This is a genomic window from Micromonospora sp. CMU55-4 (genome assembly GCF_011602315.1).
In the GTDB taxonomy this organism is placed as follows: Bacteria; Actinomycetota; Actinomycetes; order Mycobacteriales; family Micromonosporaceae; genus Micromonospora; species Micromonospora chalcea.
The window spans coordinates 111,487-127,766 of sequence record NZ_JAAOLH010000015.1 but is presented as its reverse complement, the minus strand read 5'-3'; the positions used below and the strand labels follow the sequence as shown (position 1 = coordinate 127,766).

Here is a 16,280-nt window from a genome sequence, read left to right as displayed (position 1 = left end):
CACCCGCACCGGTCAGCGCAGCCGCAGGCTCGGCTCCAGCGTGACCTCGAACAGCCGGTCCCACGGCAGCTCGACCCGCACCGCCGTGACCCGGTCCAGCGTCGCGGTGAAGGTCTTACGTCCGCGTACCCCGAGCACCAGCTCGTGCCCGGCGAAGTGGTCGGCGAAGTACCGCTCGGTCAGCGGCACCAGCCGGTCGCGTACCCAGCCGTCGAAGTAGCGCTTCTGCTCGGCGGTCAGCGCCAGCGGATCCCAGCCCTGCGCGCGGGCGTGCGCGTACGCCTCGACCTGCACCACGTTCTTCCACGGGTCGTCCTTGACGAACCGGTAGAGCAGGTACTCGGCGTGCGCCTGGGCCGGCCCGCGCAGCTCCGGCACGCCGAAGCCGCTGCCGGAGGAACGCAGGTACGCCCACCGCGCGGTGCCGTGCGCGAGCGCCAGCCCGAGCGCGTTGCCGCCGGTGTTCCACCCCGAGTACGACAGCAGCGCCGGCAGGTCCAGCCGGGACTCCATCCGGGACACCAGGTCGTGGTCGCCCTTGTTGACGATCAGCGGGTCCACCACGATCACCGGGGTGCCGGCGGCCAGCAGTTCACCGATGCGGCCGACGAACGCGTCCAGGTCGGCGGCCCGCTGCCCGGCCGCCGCCGACGGGGTGTTCACCGCGAGGACGATGTCCGCGTCGCCGGTCACCACCCGGCCGCCCACCGAGGTGACGTGCCGGCGGATGTTCTCCGCGAACGGGATGCCCTCCAGCGCGGCGGTCCACCCCTCGCCGGACACGCCGGCGTACTCCACCCGGTAGGTGGGCGCGGCGCCGGCCGCGACGACGCGCGCGACGAGCAGCGCGTTGACCTCGTCGGCGCCGGGGAAGATCTCCACCCGGTCGCCGACGCCGAGCCGCGCCACCAGCGCCTCCAGCTCGACCCGCTCGGCGCGGGCCAGGCCGACCGGCGCGGTGTCGTCCTCGGAGAGCACCAGGTGGCTGATCGTCCCGTCCGCGACCCACTCCACCATCAGCCGGTTGACCTGGTGGTTGCGTGCCCGCGCGGCCAGGTAGTCCTCGACCACGGCGTCCGGGATGCGCGCCCGCACGGCGTCGAGCTGGCCCCGCAGCGCCTCCTGGCCCAGGTTGACCACCTGGTCGTACAGCTTGGCCCACTGGACCAGCAGGTCACGGTAGTTGTCCAGGTCGGTGCCGGTGCTGGTGATGGCGAGCCGCTGGATCGTGTCGTGCACCTCGATCACCGCGTCGGACCGGCGTGCGCGCAGCCGCCGGATCGCCTCCAGGTTGCGCAACGCGTCGGCCAGGGCCGGAGCGGCGGTACGCGAGGCGATCAGGCCCCCGTACGCCAGCATGCTCACCGAGATCACGTACCCGTCGACGCGGTCGGTGCCGTCGAGCCAGCGGGCGATGCCGGCGCCGTCACCGGGGGTGAAGAAACGGCCCAGCAGGTTCCGCGGCGGCAGCAGCACCTCGGCGTCGGCGCTCGCACCGGTCATCTCCGCGCAGTACGTGTTGACCGGCCGGTCGTCCAGCGGCACCAGCGCCACGCTCGGTCGCCGGCCGGCGGGCCGGGCGAACGCGGGGCCGCCGAGGGCGACGGTGGCCAGGCCGGCCGCGCCGGTGGCCGCAAGAAGGGTTCTTCTCTTCATTGATGCTCCCTTTTCTCCGGCGCGCTCGCCGCCCGGGGGGTGGCCGGTACCAGCCGGCGGGTGATCCACAGCGGTGAGGTGACGGCGTTGCCCATCACCACCGCGTGGGCGCCCGCCTCGAAGGCCCGGCTGATCTGCTCCGTGGTCCGGTAGCGCCCTTCGGCGATCACCGGCACGGGCAGCAGCGCGGCGAGTCGCGCCACGAGCCCGAGGTCGGGCCCGTCGATCGGTGGGCCGGCCGGCGTGTAGCCGGACAGCGTGGTGGCGACCGCGTCCGCGCCGGCCTCGACGGCGGCGACGCCCTCGGCCACCGTGGCGACGTCGGCCAGGACCAGCGCGTCGCTCTGTTCGTGGACCGCGCGGACGGTGTCGGCGAAGGTCCGGCCGTCGGGCCGGGGACGGTCGGTGGCGTCCACCGCGACGACGTGCGACCCGGCCCGCGCCGCTTCGAGGGCGTGCCCGGCGGTCGGGGTGATGAACACGCCCTGCGTGCCGTGCTTGTACAACCCGATCACCGGCACGTCGACGGCGGCGCGTACGGCCCGCACGTCGTCGGGGCCGTTGACCCGGACCGCCACCGCGCCGCCGCGGACCACGGCGGCCGCCACGCGGGCCTGGACGTACGGGTCGCGCATCGGGTCGTCCGGGTCGTCGGGCAGGGGCTGGCAGGACACGACCAGCCCGCCGGCGAGTTCGTCCAGGACACTCACGTGCTTGTTCCTCCGTCGTGGTGGATCGGTGCGGTGGCGAGCCGGGCGGCGCCGACCACCACCGCGTCGGCGCCCAGCGCCGCCGGAAGCAGCGGCACGTGCGCCCAGCCGCCGGGTAGCTCCGCCCGGTAGGCGGCCGTGGCGGCGGGAAGCAGCGTGGCGGCGGCGCCGCCGGCGACCACCACCGCATCCGGGTCGAGCAGGGCGACCAGCCCGGCCAGGGCCGCGCCGAGCGCGGCGCCGGCCCGGTCGACGACCTGCCGGGCGGTCGCGTCACCGGCCGCCGCGCGCCGCGCCACCTCCCGGCCGGTGACCGGGTCACCGCCGGTGAGCGCATACGCGGCGGCCAGGCCGGTGCCGGAGGCGATCGCCTCCAGGTGCCCGTACCGGCTGCAGCCGCAGCGCAGCCGGTGCGCGCCCGGTGCCGGCAGGTGCCCGAGCTGGCCGGCCGCGCCCCGGGCGCCGCCCTCGCCCCGCCCGTCGTTGACGATCGCGCCGCCCAGCCCGGTGCCGACGGCGGCCAGCAGCACGTGCCCCCGGCCCCGTCCGGCTCCGGCCCAGCACTCGCCCAGCGCCGCCGCGGCGACGTCGTTGGTAACGCGCACCGGCCGGCCCAGCCGCGCGGCCAGCTCGTCGGCCACCGGGGTGCCGGCCCACCCGGGCAGGCTGTCGGTGGCGTACCGGATGGCGCCGGTCGCCGGGTCGACGGTGCCCGCGGTGCCCACCCCGACCGGTCCGGGGCCGGCGGCGGCGAGCAGGTCCGCGGCCAGGCCGGCGGCGGTGTCCAGCACCGCGGCCGGCCCGCCGCGCGCGGGGGTGGGCGCCTCGCGGCGGTCGAGCACCCGCGCACCGGGACCGACGAGGGCGGCGGCGGTCTTGGTGCCGCCGATGTCGATCCCGACGACCGGCTCGGTCATCCCTTCAGACCGGTGTGCGCGAGGCCCTCGACGAACTGCTTCTGCGCGATGACGAACACCGCCAGCACCGGCAGCGCGGTCATCGACGCCGCCGCGAGCTGGACGTCCCACATCGGACCGCCGTACGCGTCGACGAACTGGGTGAGCGCCTGCGGCAGGGTGAACTTGTCCGGCGAGGAGAGGAACACGATCGGTTCCAGGTACAGGTTCCAGCTGTGCAGGAACGTGAAGATGGCCACCGCGCCGAGCGCGGGCCGGGACAGCGGCAGCGCGATCTTCCAGAACGTGGCGAAGCGTCCCAGCCCGTCGACCCGCGCCGCCTCCTCCAGCTCACCGGGGAGGCTGATGAAGAACTGCCGCATGATGAACGTGGCCAGCACGCTCGGCGCCCCGAAGATCGGCACCAGGATCAACGGCCAGTGGGTGTCGATCAGGTCGAGCTTGAAGAACATCTGGAACAGCGGCACGATCGTCACCTCGCTCGGGATGAGCAGGCCCGCGAGGACGACCAGGAACAGCACGTTCTGTCCCCGGAACCGGATCCGCGCGAACGCGTACCCGGCCAGCGACGCCACGGCGAGCGTGCCGACGGTGACCAGCAGCGCGATGTAGAGGCTGTTCAGGTACTGCTGCCCGAACGGCTGCAGCTCGAACACCCGCTGGTACGCGTCCAGCCGCGGATCGGTCGGCAGCAGCTGCGGCGGGAAGGAGAAGATGTCCGCCACCGGCTTCAGCGACGAGGTGACCATCCACCAGGTGGGGAACACGAACGGGACGGCCAGGACCATCAGCACCCCGTAGAGCACCAGCTTGGTCCGCCGGGACAGGTCACGATTCATGGAAGACCCACCTCTTGCGCATCTGCCACTGCAGCACCGTCAGCGCGAGCACGATGACGAACAGCAGGATCGACAGCGTGGCGCCGTAGCCGAAGTGATGGAACTGGAAGGCCTGCTGGTAGAGGTAGTAGACGAGCACCGTGGTCGAGGTGCCGGGTCCACCCTGGGTCAGCACCGCGATCTGCGCGAACACCTGCAGCGAGCCGACCACCGTGATGATCGACGTGAGCATGATCGTCGGGCTGATCAGCGGCACGGTGATCCGCCAGAACTGGCGCAGCCGGCTCGCGCCGTCGACCTCGGCGGCCTCGTACAGCTCGGCCGGCACGCCCTGCAGGGCGGCCAGGAACAGCACCATGTTCAGGCCGACGTTCTTGAACACCTGCACGACGATCACCGACAGCATCGCCGTGCCCTCGCCGCGCAGCCAGTTGGGGCCGTCGACGCCGATCGTGTCGAGCAGGCCGTTGATGCCGCCGTTGTCCTGCAGCAGGAAGCCCCAGACGATGGTCCACGCGACGAGCGAGACCACCACGGGGGAGAAGAACAGGGTGCGGAACACGATGGTCCCGCGCAGCTTCTGGTTGAGCAGGACGGCCAGCAGCAACGCCAGGCCGAGGTTGAACACGACCAGGCCGACCGAGAACAGGCCGGTCGACCGCAGCACCGGGCCCAGGTTGGGGTCGTCGGCCAGCGCGGCGTAGTTGTCGGTGCCGATGTAGTCGAAGCTGCCGGCCAGCACGTTCCACTCGTGCAGGCTGTACCAGACCACGAGGACCAGCGGCAGGATCACGAAGACCACGCTGCCGAGCAACTGCGGGGTGATGAACAGGTATCCGGTGAGCTGGTCCCGGCGGCGGGTGGTCCAGAACGGCCGGGCCCGGCCCGGGGCGGGCCCGGCAGCAGCCGGGCCCACCCTGGTGTCCGTCTGGGTCATGATCCTCGGCCCTACTTCGCCAGCAGCGGCTGGATCTTGGAGCAGACGCCGTCGAGTACGCCCTTGACGTCCGCGTCCGCCTTCCACAGCGGGTCGAGCGCGGCGCGCACCTGCTGGCTCAGCTCGGCCTGCCCGGAGTGGCTGGGCTTGACCGTGCCGTTGGTGATGCCGTCGATGACGACCTTCTGCAGCTGCTCCGGCTTGAGCTTCGGGTTCGTCTTCGCCAGCGTCTCGGCGGTCAGCTGGGACTGCCGCGGCGGCGGGAAGAACTGGGCCAGCTTCGCCGAGTTGGTGGGGTTGGTGAAGAAGGCCAGGAAGTCGGCGGCCTGCTCGGCGTGCGGGCTCTTCTTCATCACGCCGATGCCGGCCTGGCCGACCACCGCGTACGGGCCCTTCGGACCGGCCGGCAGCGGGACCAGGTCCCAGTCGAAGCCGTTCTCCTTCAGCAGCGAGGCGCGGGAGATCTGGGTGACGGTCATGGCCGCGTCACCGGCGAAGAAGTCGGCGGTCGTGCCCGGACCGGGCAGCGCCTTGCCGGTGAAGATCGCCTTGTGCAGCGTGGTCATCGCCTCGACCATCTCCGGGCTGTTGAACCCGCAGCTGCGGCCGTCCTCGCTCCACGCCTGGGCGCCCCAGCCGGTCCAGAACGTGGCCAGGTTGTCCCAGCCCTTGTAGTCGAAGTCGCGGACCACGAGCCCGGCCTTGCCCGACTTCGCGGCGGTGGCGCCGGCCGCGGCGAGCGCGGTGTCCCAGTTCCACTGCCCGGCCGCGATCAGCTCGGCCGGGGTCTTCTGCCCGGCCTTCTTGAGCATGTCGTTGTTGACGAACACGCCGAACGGCGAGGTCGAGAACGGGTACGCGAAGAGCTTCCCGTCGTTGCGCCACAGCTTCAGCGTGGCGGGGGACAGGTCGTCGTACTGGTAGCCGTCGGCCTTCTTCAGCGTGTCGTCGAGCGGGCTCAGCGCGCCGGAGGCGACGAAGTCCGGAGCCGAGTTCTCGAAGATCCACGCGAGGTCCGGCGCGTTGCCGCCGGCGATCTGCGTGGTGAGCGTCGTGGTGTAGTTCTCGAACGGCAGCGGATCGAACTTGATCTCCGCGACGTCCGGGTTGTTCTTGCGGTACTCGTCGGCGATCTCGTTGAACAGCTTGAGGTGCGCCTCGTTCGCCGACCAGACGGTCATCCGCAGGCTCGCCGGACCGTCGTCCTTGGCGTCGCCGCCACCGCCGCAGGCGGTCAGGGCGAGCACACCGGTCATGGTCGCCGCGACCAGGCCGGACAATCTTCCGTATCTCACTTTCCTTCTCCTCACCGGGGGTTCAGTAGCCCGCGATCTGCGGCCAGCGGCATTCCACGCCGGCGGCCGAGATGCGGTCCGTGAATTCGGCCAGCAGGCGGGGGGTGCCGCGGACCGCGCGCGGGGACTCGCCCCGCGCAAGGCAGAAGTCGGCCAGCAGGCCGGCGACCTCACCGACGTTCCACTCGACCGGGTGCAGTCGGTAGCTGCCGTTGGTGATGTGCGTGGTACCGATGTTCTTGCCGGCCGGCAGCAGGTTCTCCATCCGCTGCGGGATGAGCGCGCCGAGCGGGATCTCGAACGGGCAGGAGCCGACGTCGATGTAGTTGTCGCCGCCGGTCGACGGGTGCAGGTCGATGCGGTACATGCCGACGCCGATCGAGTCGGGGTAGCTCACCGCGCCGTGCTCGCCGCGTACCGCCAGGGAGAGGTCCTGCTCGACCACCGTGTACTCGGCGCGGATGCGGCGCGACTCCCGGATGTAGGGCGCCTGCGCCAGCCCGTCGGGGCTGCCGGTCACGTCGCCGCGCAGCCGCAGCCCCGGGTAGCCGGTGCCGCCGTCGGGACGGGGCGCCTCGGTCTGCAGCCAGTACAGGACGGAGTACGACAGCTCGCGTGCCTGGGATAGGTGCCAGGACGCGTTCGGCACGTCGATGACCGGGCCCTCGAAGTAGTCGATCATCGGCCAGTTGACGAGCGTGATGTCGCTGCCGTACGCGCCGTCGACGAAGTTGCGCCGCGCCGCGATGCGCCGGAACGTCCACAGGTTGCCGTCGCCCGGGTTGAGCCGCTGGTCGGCGTTGACGCCCAGCGGGTCGTCGTCCGGGTTCGGCGTGAAGCTGCGCTCGACGATCTCCAGCGTGCGCGGGTGGGGTGACCGCCAGGACAGCAGCCGGTCGCCCCAGAAGTCCGGCTTGTAGTCGCGCCAGAAGTCGTACCCGGCGGGCCGGTCGATGGTGTGGTCGCCGTCGACGTGGTCCAGCGCGAAGCAGACGGACACCGCCTGCATGTTCAGCGGCTGCGCCTGCGCCGGCGCGCTCGGCTCACCGGTCTGCGCCTGCGACTCGAACCCGGTCACGTACTCGGTGCCGGTCAGTGGCAGCAGCTCACCGGTCTCGGTGGCGTCCAGGACGTACGGCGCCTCCACCTCGATCCGCTCGTCGCGGTCCCGGTGGGCGAGCGTGACGCCGGTGACCCGGTCGCCGTCGGTCTCGGCCGCGACCGGCCGGTACGGCTGCAGCACCGTCAGCCGCCCGGACCCCCGGTACGGCGCGAGCATCTGCTCCAGGACCGCGACCGCCACCCGGGGCTCGTGGCAGAGCCGGCTCACCCAGCCCGCGCCCGGGTTCAGGTCGGTCCACGCCCGGGACCGCTCGGTCAGCGGGTAGTGGCGGCGGTAGTAGTCGCGGATGCCGTCGCGCAACTCCCGGTAGCTCGCGGTGGCGCCGAACTGCTCGATCCAGGAGTGCTCGTCCGGCGGGACCGCCTGGCTGGTGAGCTGCCCGCCGAGCCAGTCGAACTCCTCGGTCAGGATGACGGACCGGCCGGCACGGGCCGCGGCCAGCGCCGCGGCGACACCGCCCAGTCCGCCCCCGACGACGAGGACGTCCGCACGCATTAGTACCACTTGCTTCCTTCCAGTTGCGCGGCCGGGCGTGTCAGCGCCGGTCGGCCGCCGATCCAGGGACGCCGAGGGTGTCGCCCTCGACGAGTTCGCAGGGCAGGAGCCGTTGCTGGAGGCCGCCGGCGCTGCCGTCGATGACGCCGGTCAGCACCTCGACGGCCTGGCGGCCCATCTCCTCGCGCGGGATGCGGAACCCGGTGAACGTGATGTCCGTGGGCACCGGGACGGTCGGGTCGCCGAGGGTCACGACGGACAGGTCACCGGGCACCGTCAGCCCCTTGCGGCGGGCGGCCGTCTCCAGCGCCACGGCGGTGGCGAAGTCCTCCACGAAGGCGACGGTGCTGCCGTCGGCCCGCAGGTCGTCCACTGTGGCGTCGGCGGTCTCCGCCGTCGCGGTGATCTGGCGGGCGCTGTCCGCGCCGGTCGCGCCGGCGTGGAAACCGCTGCGCCGGTCGTGCGAGGACTCGGCCGAGGTGCCCATGCCCACGTACGTCAGCCGCCGGTGTCCCAGCTCCACCGCCCGCTCGGCCAGCCGGTGGACCGCGCTGGCGTAGTCGGCGCCGACGTAGGGCACCGGGCCGCCGGCGTCGTCGCGGCGTCCGACGGCGACGTAGGGGAACCCGTCGCGGTTGAGCCGGAGCAGCTCCGCGCCGTCGATCTCCCGGCCGAGCAGGATGCAGCCGTCGGCCAGCCGCAGCCGGTTGTCCTGGTGGAAGATGCGCCGCCGGCCGTCCACCACCGGGGCGCTGGTGAACAGCAGCAGGTCGCAGCCGACCCGTTCGGCGTACTCCTCGATGCCGAGCAGGAACGGGTGGAAGAAGTCCCGGCTGCCGCTGGGGAAGGCCGGCTCGTAGGTGAAGACGCCGATGATCCGGTTGAACCCGGAGGCGAGGCGGCGGGCGGCCGGGTCGGCGGCGTATCCCGTCTCGGCGATGACCTGCAAGACCCGGTCCCGTGTCTCCGGCGCGATCCGGACGTCGGCGTCGGTGCGGTTGTTGAGCACCAGCGACACGGTCGCCTGGCTGACGCCGGCCATGCGTGCGATGTCACGCTGGGTGACACGCCTGGGGGGAGGGGTCACGTCGGTCCTTCCACTTCCGCTAATGCGTATTAGCGATCGGGTCGGGATGGAGCCTCTCTGCTCTCCCGGCGTCCTGTCAAGGGGTGGCCGGAAGATTTCCGTTCGATGAACTCCCTGATGTAATGCGGATTAGCAACCGCGCCCGCCGCTGCCCTGCGGTTGTTCGGGCGGGAATCTTGACAAGGGCCGACCGGGCGCGCGACAGTAGGCGGACCTCCGCGCTAATGCGCATTAGCGTGTCGTCGATCGTCCGCACGGATGATCGACGACGCTTGCTTCCCTACCTAGAGTGATGCCGGGTGCGGCCTCTGCCCGCCGCCACCCCGGGCATTACCGTTCTCATCGGACGGTCGTGGCGCCGTCGCGGCGTGGGCTGGACGGCCCGGCTGATCCGGGCCCGGGCGGCCACCGCCCGCCCGGTACGCGCCGAGGCGGGCTGACCTACACCTGGATGTCGAAGCGCTGCAGCACCGAGGGCGCGACCAGCCCCACCGCGGCCAGGACGGACAGGATCGTCATCGCGGTGCGCAGCACCACCGTCTCGGCCTTGCTGCCGGTACGCAGAGCGATCTTGTTGGGCAGGCCGATCATCGTCCACATCCGGCGTTTGATCGGGATCGGCCACAGGATCGGCACCCCGGCCCGGGTGATCATGTCGCCGAGGATGTGCACGAAACAGCCCACCCCGACCGCGAGGCCGATCATCGGATAGCCCCGGTCGCCGGGCAGGTTGGCGAACGTGAACCAGGCCGCGGCGGCGGACACCAGCGTGACCACCACCCAGCCCGCGCGCTCGGCCCACTTGTCGAACAGCCCGCGCAGCGCCAGGCCGATCATGAAGAAGAGGATTCCGACGACGGCCCACTTGCCGTAGTGGGCGCAGAGCGCGGTGGTGCCCCATCCGACCAGCACGGTGAACGGGATGGTGTGGGTGAGCGTGCGGTGCCCGTTGTTGCGGCGCGGATCCTTGCTGAGCTTGGTGGCGTAGTAGACGCCGAGTGAGATCTTCTCCACCACCTCGGCGACGAAGAGGCTGACCACGCCGAACGTGCGGGCCACGGTGGCGCCGCCCTGGTTGCGGGTGACCTTCCCGGACAGGTCGAGGTCGGGGAAGAGCGCACCGCCCGCGCAGACCGCAGTGCCCACCGCCAGCGCCAGCGGTGTCTGGTGGTAGTCCGCGAACTGGGCCATGGCCCAGGAGCCGGTCAGCCACACCGCCGCGCCCGAGAGCGCGTGGGACGGTCCCATCATCTCGGCTCGCCCTTCCCGAAGATCTTGATCCACGAAACTACGCCACTGTAGTCAGCCCGTGCGACAGCGGGGCATCAGCCGGACGGTCCACTGGGGAAGGGGTGCCGCGGACGCGCGACGGCGTACCGCTGCCACCCGGAATTATGGCGGGCCGGGCAGCCGGCGCCACGCCGACTGTCGGTGATGGGACGGGGTGCGGCTCAGCCCGCGGTACGGGTGGGCCGGACCGTGCCGAGGCTCGCCCGGATGACCGCGAACTGCTTCGACGCGTCCGCCCAGTCGGCGTCGGACGTGGTCAGCCCGAGCGTCCACCCGGCCCGCTGACCGGGCAGTACGCGCAACGCGCGCATCCGCTCGCCGTACGGCGCGGTCCACCGGCACTCCCACTCCGCGCCCGGACCGTCGGCGGCCAGCCGGATCTTCTCGTACTGCGGCAGCCGACCGGCGGAGGTCAGATCCCGCTCGGACGAGCGCAGCCGACCCACCGGATCCCCACCCGGATACGGCTCGACGCCGAGGATGCGCCGGGTGGCCGGGTCCTGGAAGCAGGTCGTGTCGCCGGAGCGCAGCTGCAGCCACCCGGCGGGCAGGGCGATGTGGAAGCCGCCGGTGTCGGCGGGCCAGACCCAGCCGGCCGGCACGTTCACCGCCGGGTCCTCGGGAGGTGGGCCCTTGCGGACCGGCGTGCCCGTCACGTCCGGCCGGACGCAGGGGAACGGGGGAGGGGGCACGCCCGGGCCGCCGGGCTGATGATCCCAGGGCCGGGCGACGGCCTCGCCGGACCGGCGCGCCTCCGGATGCTCGTCGGCGCCGTCGGTGACCGCCAGCGCGGTGCCGACGCCGGTCGCCACGGCGAGCAGCACCGCGCCCACGGCGAGCCCCCAGCGTCGCAGCCGCTTCTGATCCTCGGCGTCGAGCGGTCGGTCCGGAGGGCGCGGAACGCCGGTGGGCGGGGGCGGGCCGGCCCGCAGCGCACCGCTGTCGGCGGGGCCGCTGTGGGCGACCGGGGCCGGGCGGGCGACCGGCGCCGCGTCCGGGCCGGGGATGCGCACCGGGCTCAGCGCGTCGGCGCGGGGCGCGGACTCGGGGCCGGTCGGGCTCCCCGGGTCGACGAAGCTGGTGAGGACCGTCGGGCCGAGGCTGACCGGACCCGAGCGGTCCGGGGCCGCCCGGGGCGGCTCCGCCGGCGTGGTCGCGGGGGACTCCGCCCGCTTCAGTTCGTCGGACCGGTCCCGCTGCGGCGGCTCCGGGCGGGGGCGCGGCGGTGGCTCGGGTCGGTCCGCCGAGCCCACGGGGCCGGACCGCTCGGCGCCGTCGCGCGGCGCGGGCCGACCGGAGCGGGCGGCCGTGCCGGAAGGGCCGGACCGGCCGGACTCGCCGGAGCGCTCCGGCAGGTCGGCGGAGTCGGACGGACCGCCCGGCGGTGGCGCCCGGTCACCCTCGGCGGGCGGCGCCCACTCGCTGCGCTTCGCCGCCCGGCTCCAGGCGCGGGCGGCGGCGGCCGGCGGCATCAGGTCCGGGTACACGACGCCCGCCGCCGCAGCCGCCGGCTCGTCACCGGCGCCCGCGCCCGGGGGACGTCCCCGAGCGTCGCCCTCGCGCCCGGCGGCCGGCCGATCGGACGGTACGGCGGACCGGCCCGCGGACCCGCCGGCCGCCGTCGCGTCGGCGTCCGACACCGCGGCCACGCCGAGCAGGCGGGCGGTCTCGTGGTGGCCGAGCCGGGCGCGCGGGTCTCGCCGCAGCAGCCCGGCCAGCACCGGCGTCAGCGGGCCGGCGTGCGGCGCCGGGTCGGGCGGCCGGGTGGCGAGCGCGGCGAGCGTGGCCATGGCGGTGCTGCGGGCGTACGGCGAGCGGCCCTCCACGGCGGCGTGCAGCGTGGCGCCGAGCGACCACATGTCCGCCTCGACGCTGGACACGCCCTCGGCGGCCCGCTCCGGCGCCACGTACTGGGGGGAGCCGAGGACCAGGCCGGGGCGGGTCATGGCGCCGTCGCCGCCCTGGAACACGGCCAGCCCGAAGTCGGTGAGCAGCACCCGGCCGTCCCGGGCGAGCAGCACGTTCGCGGGTTTCACGTCCCGGTGCAGCACCCCGGCGTCGTGCGCGGCGCGCAGCCCGGCGAGCACCGCCAGCCCGATCTCGGCGGCCCGCCCGGGCGGCAGCGGCCCGTCGGTATCGATGATCTCCTGGAGGGAGCGGGACGGGACGTACTCCATGACCAGCCAGGGGTCGCCCTCGACCCGGACCACGTCGTAGACGCGGACCACGTTGGGATGGTTGAGCCGCGCGGACGTCCGCGCTTCGCGCAGCGTACGGGCGCGCAGCTCGTCCCGCTCGTTCTCGGCGAGCCAGTTCGGCGGCACGACCTGCTTCACCGCGACCTCGCGATGCAGTTCCTCGTCGCGCGCCCGCCAGACCTGGCCCATCCCGCCGCGACCGACCAGGTCGAGCAGGCGGTACCGTCCGGCGATCACTACGTCCCGCACCGCACTCCTCACCGCTGGTCAGTGGTCCACAATAGCCAACGGATCGGACGGTACCTATCGCACGGCGAGACGTCATGCCCTAACTGGCCGTACCGGCGAGCAGATTCCCTTCCGGAATGGTGATCGCGGACCGGTCCCGGGCCAGCAGGGCGGTGGCCCGGCGGGCCTGGAACCCGTCGTGGTCGCGGCGCGCGGCGGCGTAGCTGCCCGCGGTGCGGGCGGCGATCGCGGACCAGGCGTACCGCTGCGTGACCATGGTCCGGGCCCGGCGCGCCACCCGGCGGGCGAACACCTCGTCGGCGAGCAGCCGGTCCACGGCGCCGGCCAGCGCGTCCGGGTCGCCGTGCGGGAACGTCACCCCGGTCACCCCCGGCTCGACGATCTCGGCCAGCCCGCCGGTACGCGCCACCGCCAGCGGCGCGCCGGCGGCCGCCGCCTCCAGCGCGATCATGCCGAACGGCTCGTAGAGGCTGGGGATCACGGTGGCGTCGGTGGCGGCGAGCACCGCGGGCAGCTGGGTGGAGTCCATGAAGCCGGCGAACCGGACCGTGTCGCCCAGCCGCAGCCGCCGCGCCTGGTCGACCAGCTCGTCCTTGTACGGCCCGTCCCCGGCGATCACCACGCGCAGGCCGGGGTGCCGGTCGGCCAGGCGCGGCACCGCGTGCACCAGGTGCTGCACGCCCTTCTCGTAGACCAGGCGGCCGGCGTACCCGACCAGCGGCCCGTCCGCGGCGAAGCGGGCCCGGGCGGAGGCGACCGCCTGCGGCCGGGCCCGCCAGGCCCGGTCGTCGACGCCGTTGGCGACCACGTCGATGCGCCCGGACGGTACGCCGAACAGGCGGGTCACCTGCTCGCGCATGTACCCGGAGCAGGCGATCACCCGCCCGGAGGCGTTGCTCAGCCAGTGCTCGACGCCGTGGATGGTGCGGTTCATCTCCTCCGGCAGCCAGCCCTGGTGCCGCCCGGCCTCGGTGGCGTGGATGGTGGTCACCAGCGGCACGTCCAGGTGCTCGGCAAGCGTGACGGCGGTGTGCGCGACGAGCCAGTCGTGGGCGTGGATCACGTCGTAGGCGCCGGAGGAGGCGGCGCGCAGCGCGGCCCGCGTCAGCGTGTGGTTGAACGCCATGGTCCAGGCCAGCAGCGAGCCGGTGGCGAGCGGGAACCGGACCGGATCCTCGGCGGCGCGGACGACGCGCACGCCCTCGGCGTACTCCTCCAGCGGGGCGCCCTCGGCGTGGCGGGTGACGACCGTGACCTCGTGCCCGGCGGCGGCCAGCGCCACGGACAGCGCGTGGACGTGGCGGCCGAGGCCACCGACGAGCACCGGCGGGTACTCCCAGGAGAGCAGCAGCACCCGCAGGCGCCGGGCGGGCTGGATGTCGATCACTTCGGCGTCAGCTGACACGCGGCCCCCTTTGAGTTGTGGCGTCCCCACCCCGGCGGCGGCGTCGCCGCGGTGTCCGGTGGGGTCGGCACCCATCCTGCCGAGGGGTCGATAACCGGCGGCGACGCGCCGGTTGCCGGTCTGTAACGCGTTACCGGCGTGTCCGCCGTGCGCGCAGCAGCTCGGCCACCGACCACGCCTGGAACGGGCAGCCGGTGGCCGCGTGCGGGGCGTCGCCGTCGGCGGTCTCGCTCACCGAGCCCAGGCCGTCCTCGGCGAGGTGGCCCTCCAGGCCGACCAGCAGGTCGTCGGTGGGCAGCCCGGCCCGGCGGTACGCGTCCAGCAGCGGACCGGTCAGCCACGGCCAGACGGTGCCCTGGTGGTAGGCGGAGTCCCGCTCGGCCGGCCCGCCCCGGTGCCGGCCGGTCCAGCCGGGGGAGCCCGGGGCGAGGCTGCGCGGGCCGAGCGGGGTGAACAGCGCCTCGGTGATCCGGCGCAGCGTGGCCTCGTCCGGCTCCAGCGGCGCGTACGGCAGCGACCAGGCCAGCAGCTGGTTGGGGCGCAGCAGGTCGTCGTCGTGGTGCGTGGCCCCGCCCAGCGGGTACGCCGGCGCCGGGGCTTCCACCACGTCGTACAGCCAGCCGGCCGGGGCGGGGAACCGCTCCCGGAACGCGGCGACGGCCCGCCGGTGCAGCGCGTGCAGCGCCGAGGCGTCGCGTCCGGCCAGCTCGGTCAGCTCGGCGAGCCCGGCCAGCCCGTTGATCCACAGCGCGTTCACCTCGACCGGCTTGCCGGTACGCGGGGTCACCGGCACCCCGTACACCCGGGCGTCCATCCAGGTGAGCGCGACGTCCGGCGGGCCGCCCTGGGTCAGCAGCCCGTCGGCCGGGTCGACGCCGATGCCGTACCGGGTGCCCGCCACGTGCGCCTCGACCACACCGTGCAGCGCGGGCAGCAGCTCGTCGCCGAGGTCGGTGTCGCCGGTGACGGTGACGTGCCGGCTGACCGCGTGCAGGAACCAGAGCGTGCCGTCGACGGTGTTGTGCTCGACCCGGCCGGTGTCGGCGGTGTTCGCCAGCATCCCCTCGGACAGCGTCGCCGCGTACGCCCGCAGCAGGTCCCGGCCCTCGTCGGCCCGGTTCGTGCACAGGAACAGGCCCTCGTAGGAGATCATCGTGTCGCGCGACCAGGCCCCGAACCACGGGTAGCCGGCGACCACGTCCGGGCCGGTGGCGGTGCGTACCACGAACGCGTCGGCGGCGAGCGCGAGCGTCGCCTCGACCGCGTCGCCGGGCTTCGCCGCCGCCGTCACGGCCCGGTTGCGCCGCCGGGTCGACTCGACCACCGCGGTCGCCGGGGGCGGCTCCTCGGCCAGGTCGCCCGCCCAGGCCAGCACCGACACCGTCGCGCCGGGCTCGTCCAGCGCGCCGGTGAACCGGCCCGCGTACCAGAGGTCCTCGTCCGGGTGCAGGCCGCGCTCGGCCTCGGTCCGGTGGCGTACCCCGTGCCACCACTGGCCCTCCGGGGTCCAGTCCGGCCCGGCGAGCCGGTACGCGCCGTCGATCACCGCGCCGCCGGCCGCCGCCTCCAGCCGGGGCGCCGGACCGTCGGCGCGCCGCTCGCCGTGCGCGTCGCGCCACGTGCAGGCCGCCGCGAGGTCGAGCCGCACCGGGCCGCCGGAGATCAACCGGTGTACGACGGCGACGCACGAGCGGCCGTACGTCATGGCGATCTCCCGTTCGATCACCACGTCGCCGACGCGCCACCGCCAGCGCGGCACCCCGTCGGTGAGGTCGAAGCGCTCCAGCAGCTCGAAGCCGCGCGGGTCGACCACGCCGGAGGACCACTCGTGCGCGCCGAGGCGGACCTGCCGCCCCGACGGCAACGTCACCGCCGGGTCGACGCTCGCCAGTCCCACCTTTCGGGACGCGGGCGTGTCGCCGGCCACCACGAGCAGCCCGTGATACCGGCGGGTACGCAGCCCGGCGACGGTGCCCATGGCGTATCCGCCGAGCCCGTCGGTGACCAGCCATTCCCGCGTGGCGGCGGCGGACAGCTCACCGCAGACGCGCGGCCCGAAACGGATGTCGATCAACTTTC

The 16,280-nt window shown here is 73.8% G+C and carries 13 protein-coding genes; 1 reads left to right on the top strand and 12 read right to left on the bottom strand.

Features of this window, described 5'->3' with window-relative positions; all coding sequences use genetic code 11:
- Positions 1 to 12 precede the first annotated feature (12 nt).
- Genes HA073_RS23825 through HA073_RS23790 form a run of 8 tightly spaced genes read right to left on the bottom strand, consistent with a single transcriptional unit; the run spans position 13 to position 9,059 of the window.
- Positions 13 to 1,656 (bottom strand): DUF4127 family protein, encoded by a 1,644-nt coding sequence (locus tag HA073_RS23825; RefSeq protein ID WP_166457324.1) that lies wholly within the window; start codon positions 1,654 to 1,656, stop codon positions 13 to 15.
- Positions 1,653 to 2,366 carry an N-acetylmannosamine-6-phosphate 2-epimerase gene (locus tag HA073_RS23820; RefSeq protein ID WP_064445377.1) on the bottom strand — a complete coding sequence of 238 codons (714 nt, stop codon included), beginning with the start codon at positions 2,364 to 2,366 and terminating at the stop codon, positions 1,653 to 1,655. Before HA073_RS23820 ends, HA073_RS23825 begins: the two co-directional genes overlap by 4 nt.
- The gene (locus HA073_RS23815) at positions 2,363 to 3,283 is read right to left on the bottom strand and encodes an ROK family protein (RefSeq protein WP_064445378.1); all 921 of its coding nucleotides are present in this window, start codon (positions 3,281 to 3,283) and stop codon (positions 2,363 to 2,365) included. Before HA073_RS23815 ends, HA073_RS23820 begins: the two co-directional genes overlap by 4 nt.
- Positions 3,280 to 4,122 (bottom strand): carbohydrate ABC transporter permease, encoded by an 843-nt coding sequence (locus HA073_RS23810; protein WP_013287328.1) that lies wholly within the window; start codon positions 4,120 to 4,122, stop codon positions 3,280 to 3,282. The genes HA073_RS23815 and HA073_RS23810 overlap by 4 nt, the downstream gene beginning before the upstream one ends.
- Positions 4,112 to 5,059 carry a carbohydrate ABC transporter permease gene (locus HA073_RS23805; protein WP_043329779.1) on the bottom strand — a complete coding sequence of 316 codons (948 nt, stop codon included), beginning with the start codon at positions 5,057 to 5,059 and terminating at the stop codon, positions 4,112 to 4,114. Before HA073_RS23805 ends, HA073_RS23810 begins: the two co-directional genes overlap by 11 nt.
- A gap of 11 nt (positions 5,060 to 5,070) precedes the next feature.
- Complete coding sequence (locus HA073_RS23800) at positions 5,071 to 6,354, bottom strand: ABC transporter substrate-binding protein (protein ID WP_043329780.1); 1,284 nt, start codon at positions 6,352 to 6,354, stop codon at positions 5,071 to 5,073.
- A gap of 22 nt (positions 6,355 to 6,376) precedes the next feature.
- A complete protein-coding gene (locus HA073_RS23795) occupies positions 6,377 to 7,972 on the bottom strand; it encodes an FAD-dependent oxidoreductase (protein WP_043329781.1) in 1,596 nt (531 codons plus the stop codon).
- Positions 7,973 to 8,012: 40 nt separating this feature from the next.
- Positions 8,013 to 9,059 (bottom strand): LacI family DNA-binding transcriptional regulator, encoded by a 1,047-nt coding sequence (locus tag HA073_RS23790; protein WP_135241080.1) that lies wholly within the window; start codon positions 9,057 to 9,059, stop codon positions 8,013 to 8,015.
- Positions 9,060 to 9,358: 299 nt separating this feature from the next.
- Between HA073_RS23790 and HA073_RS23785 the strand changes: the two genes are divergently transcribed.
- On the top strand, positions 9,359 to 9,499 hold the full coding sequence (locus HA073_RS23785) for a hypothetical protein (RefSeq protein WP_157538970.1): 141 nt from the start codon (positions 9,359 to 9,361) through the stop codon (positions 9,497 to 9,499).
- Between the two features lies 1 nt (position 9,500).
- Here HA073_RS23785 and HA073_RS23780 read toward each other — a convergent pair whose 3' ends face one another.
- The 4 genes from HA073_RS23780 to HA073_RS23765 form a co-directional block, all read right to left on the bottom strand.
- A complete protein-coding gene (locus HA073_RS23780) occupies positions 9,501 to 10,310 on the bottom strand; it encodes a metal-dependent hydrolase (protein WP_043329783.1) in 810 nt (269 codons plus the stop codon).
- A 200-nt stretch (positions 10,311 to 10,510) separates the two neighbouring features.
- The gene (locus HA073_RS23775) at positions 10,511 to 12,796 is read right to left on the bottom strand and encodes a serine/threonine-protein kinase (RefSeq protein ID WP_166457323.1); all 2,286 of its coding nucleotides are present in this window, start codon (positions 12,794 to 12,796) and stop codon (positions 10,511 to 10,513) included.
- Positions 12,797 to 12,875: 79 nt separating this feature from the next.
- Positions 12,876 to 14,201: a glycosyltransferase family 4 protein gene (locus tag HA073_RS23770; protein WP_309228058.1), complete on the bottom strand. Its 1,326-nt coding sequence runs from the start codon at positions 14,199 to 14,201 to the stop codon at positions 12,876 to 12,878.
- A gap of 130 nt (positions 14,202 to 14,331) precedes the next feature.
- Positions 14,332 to 16,275, bottom strand: coding sequence for an amylo-alpha-1,6-glucosidase (locus HA073_RS23765; protein ID WP_166457321.1), 1,944 nt, complete (start codon positions 16,273 to 16,275; stop codon positions 14,332 to 14,334).
- Positions 16,276 to 16,280 lie beyond the last annotated feature (5 nt).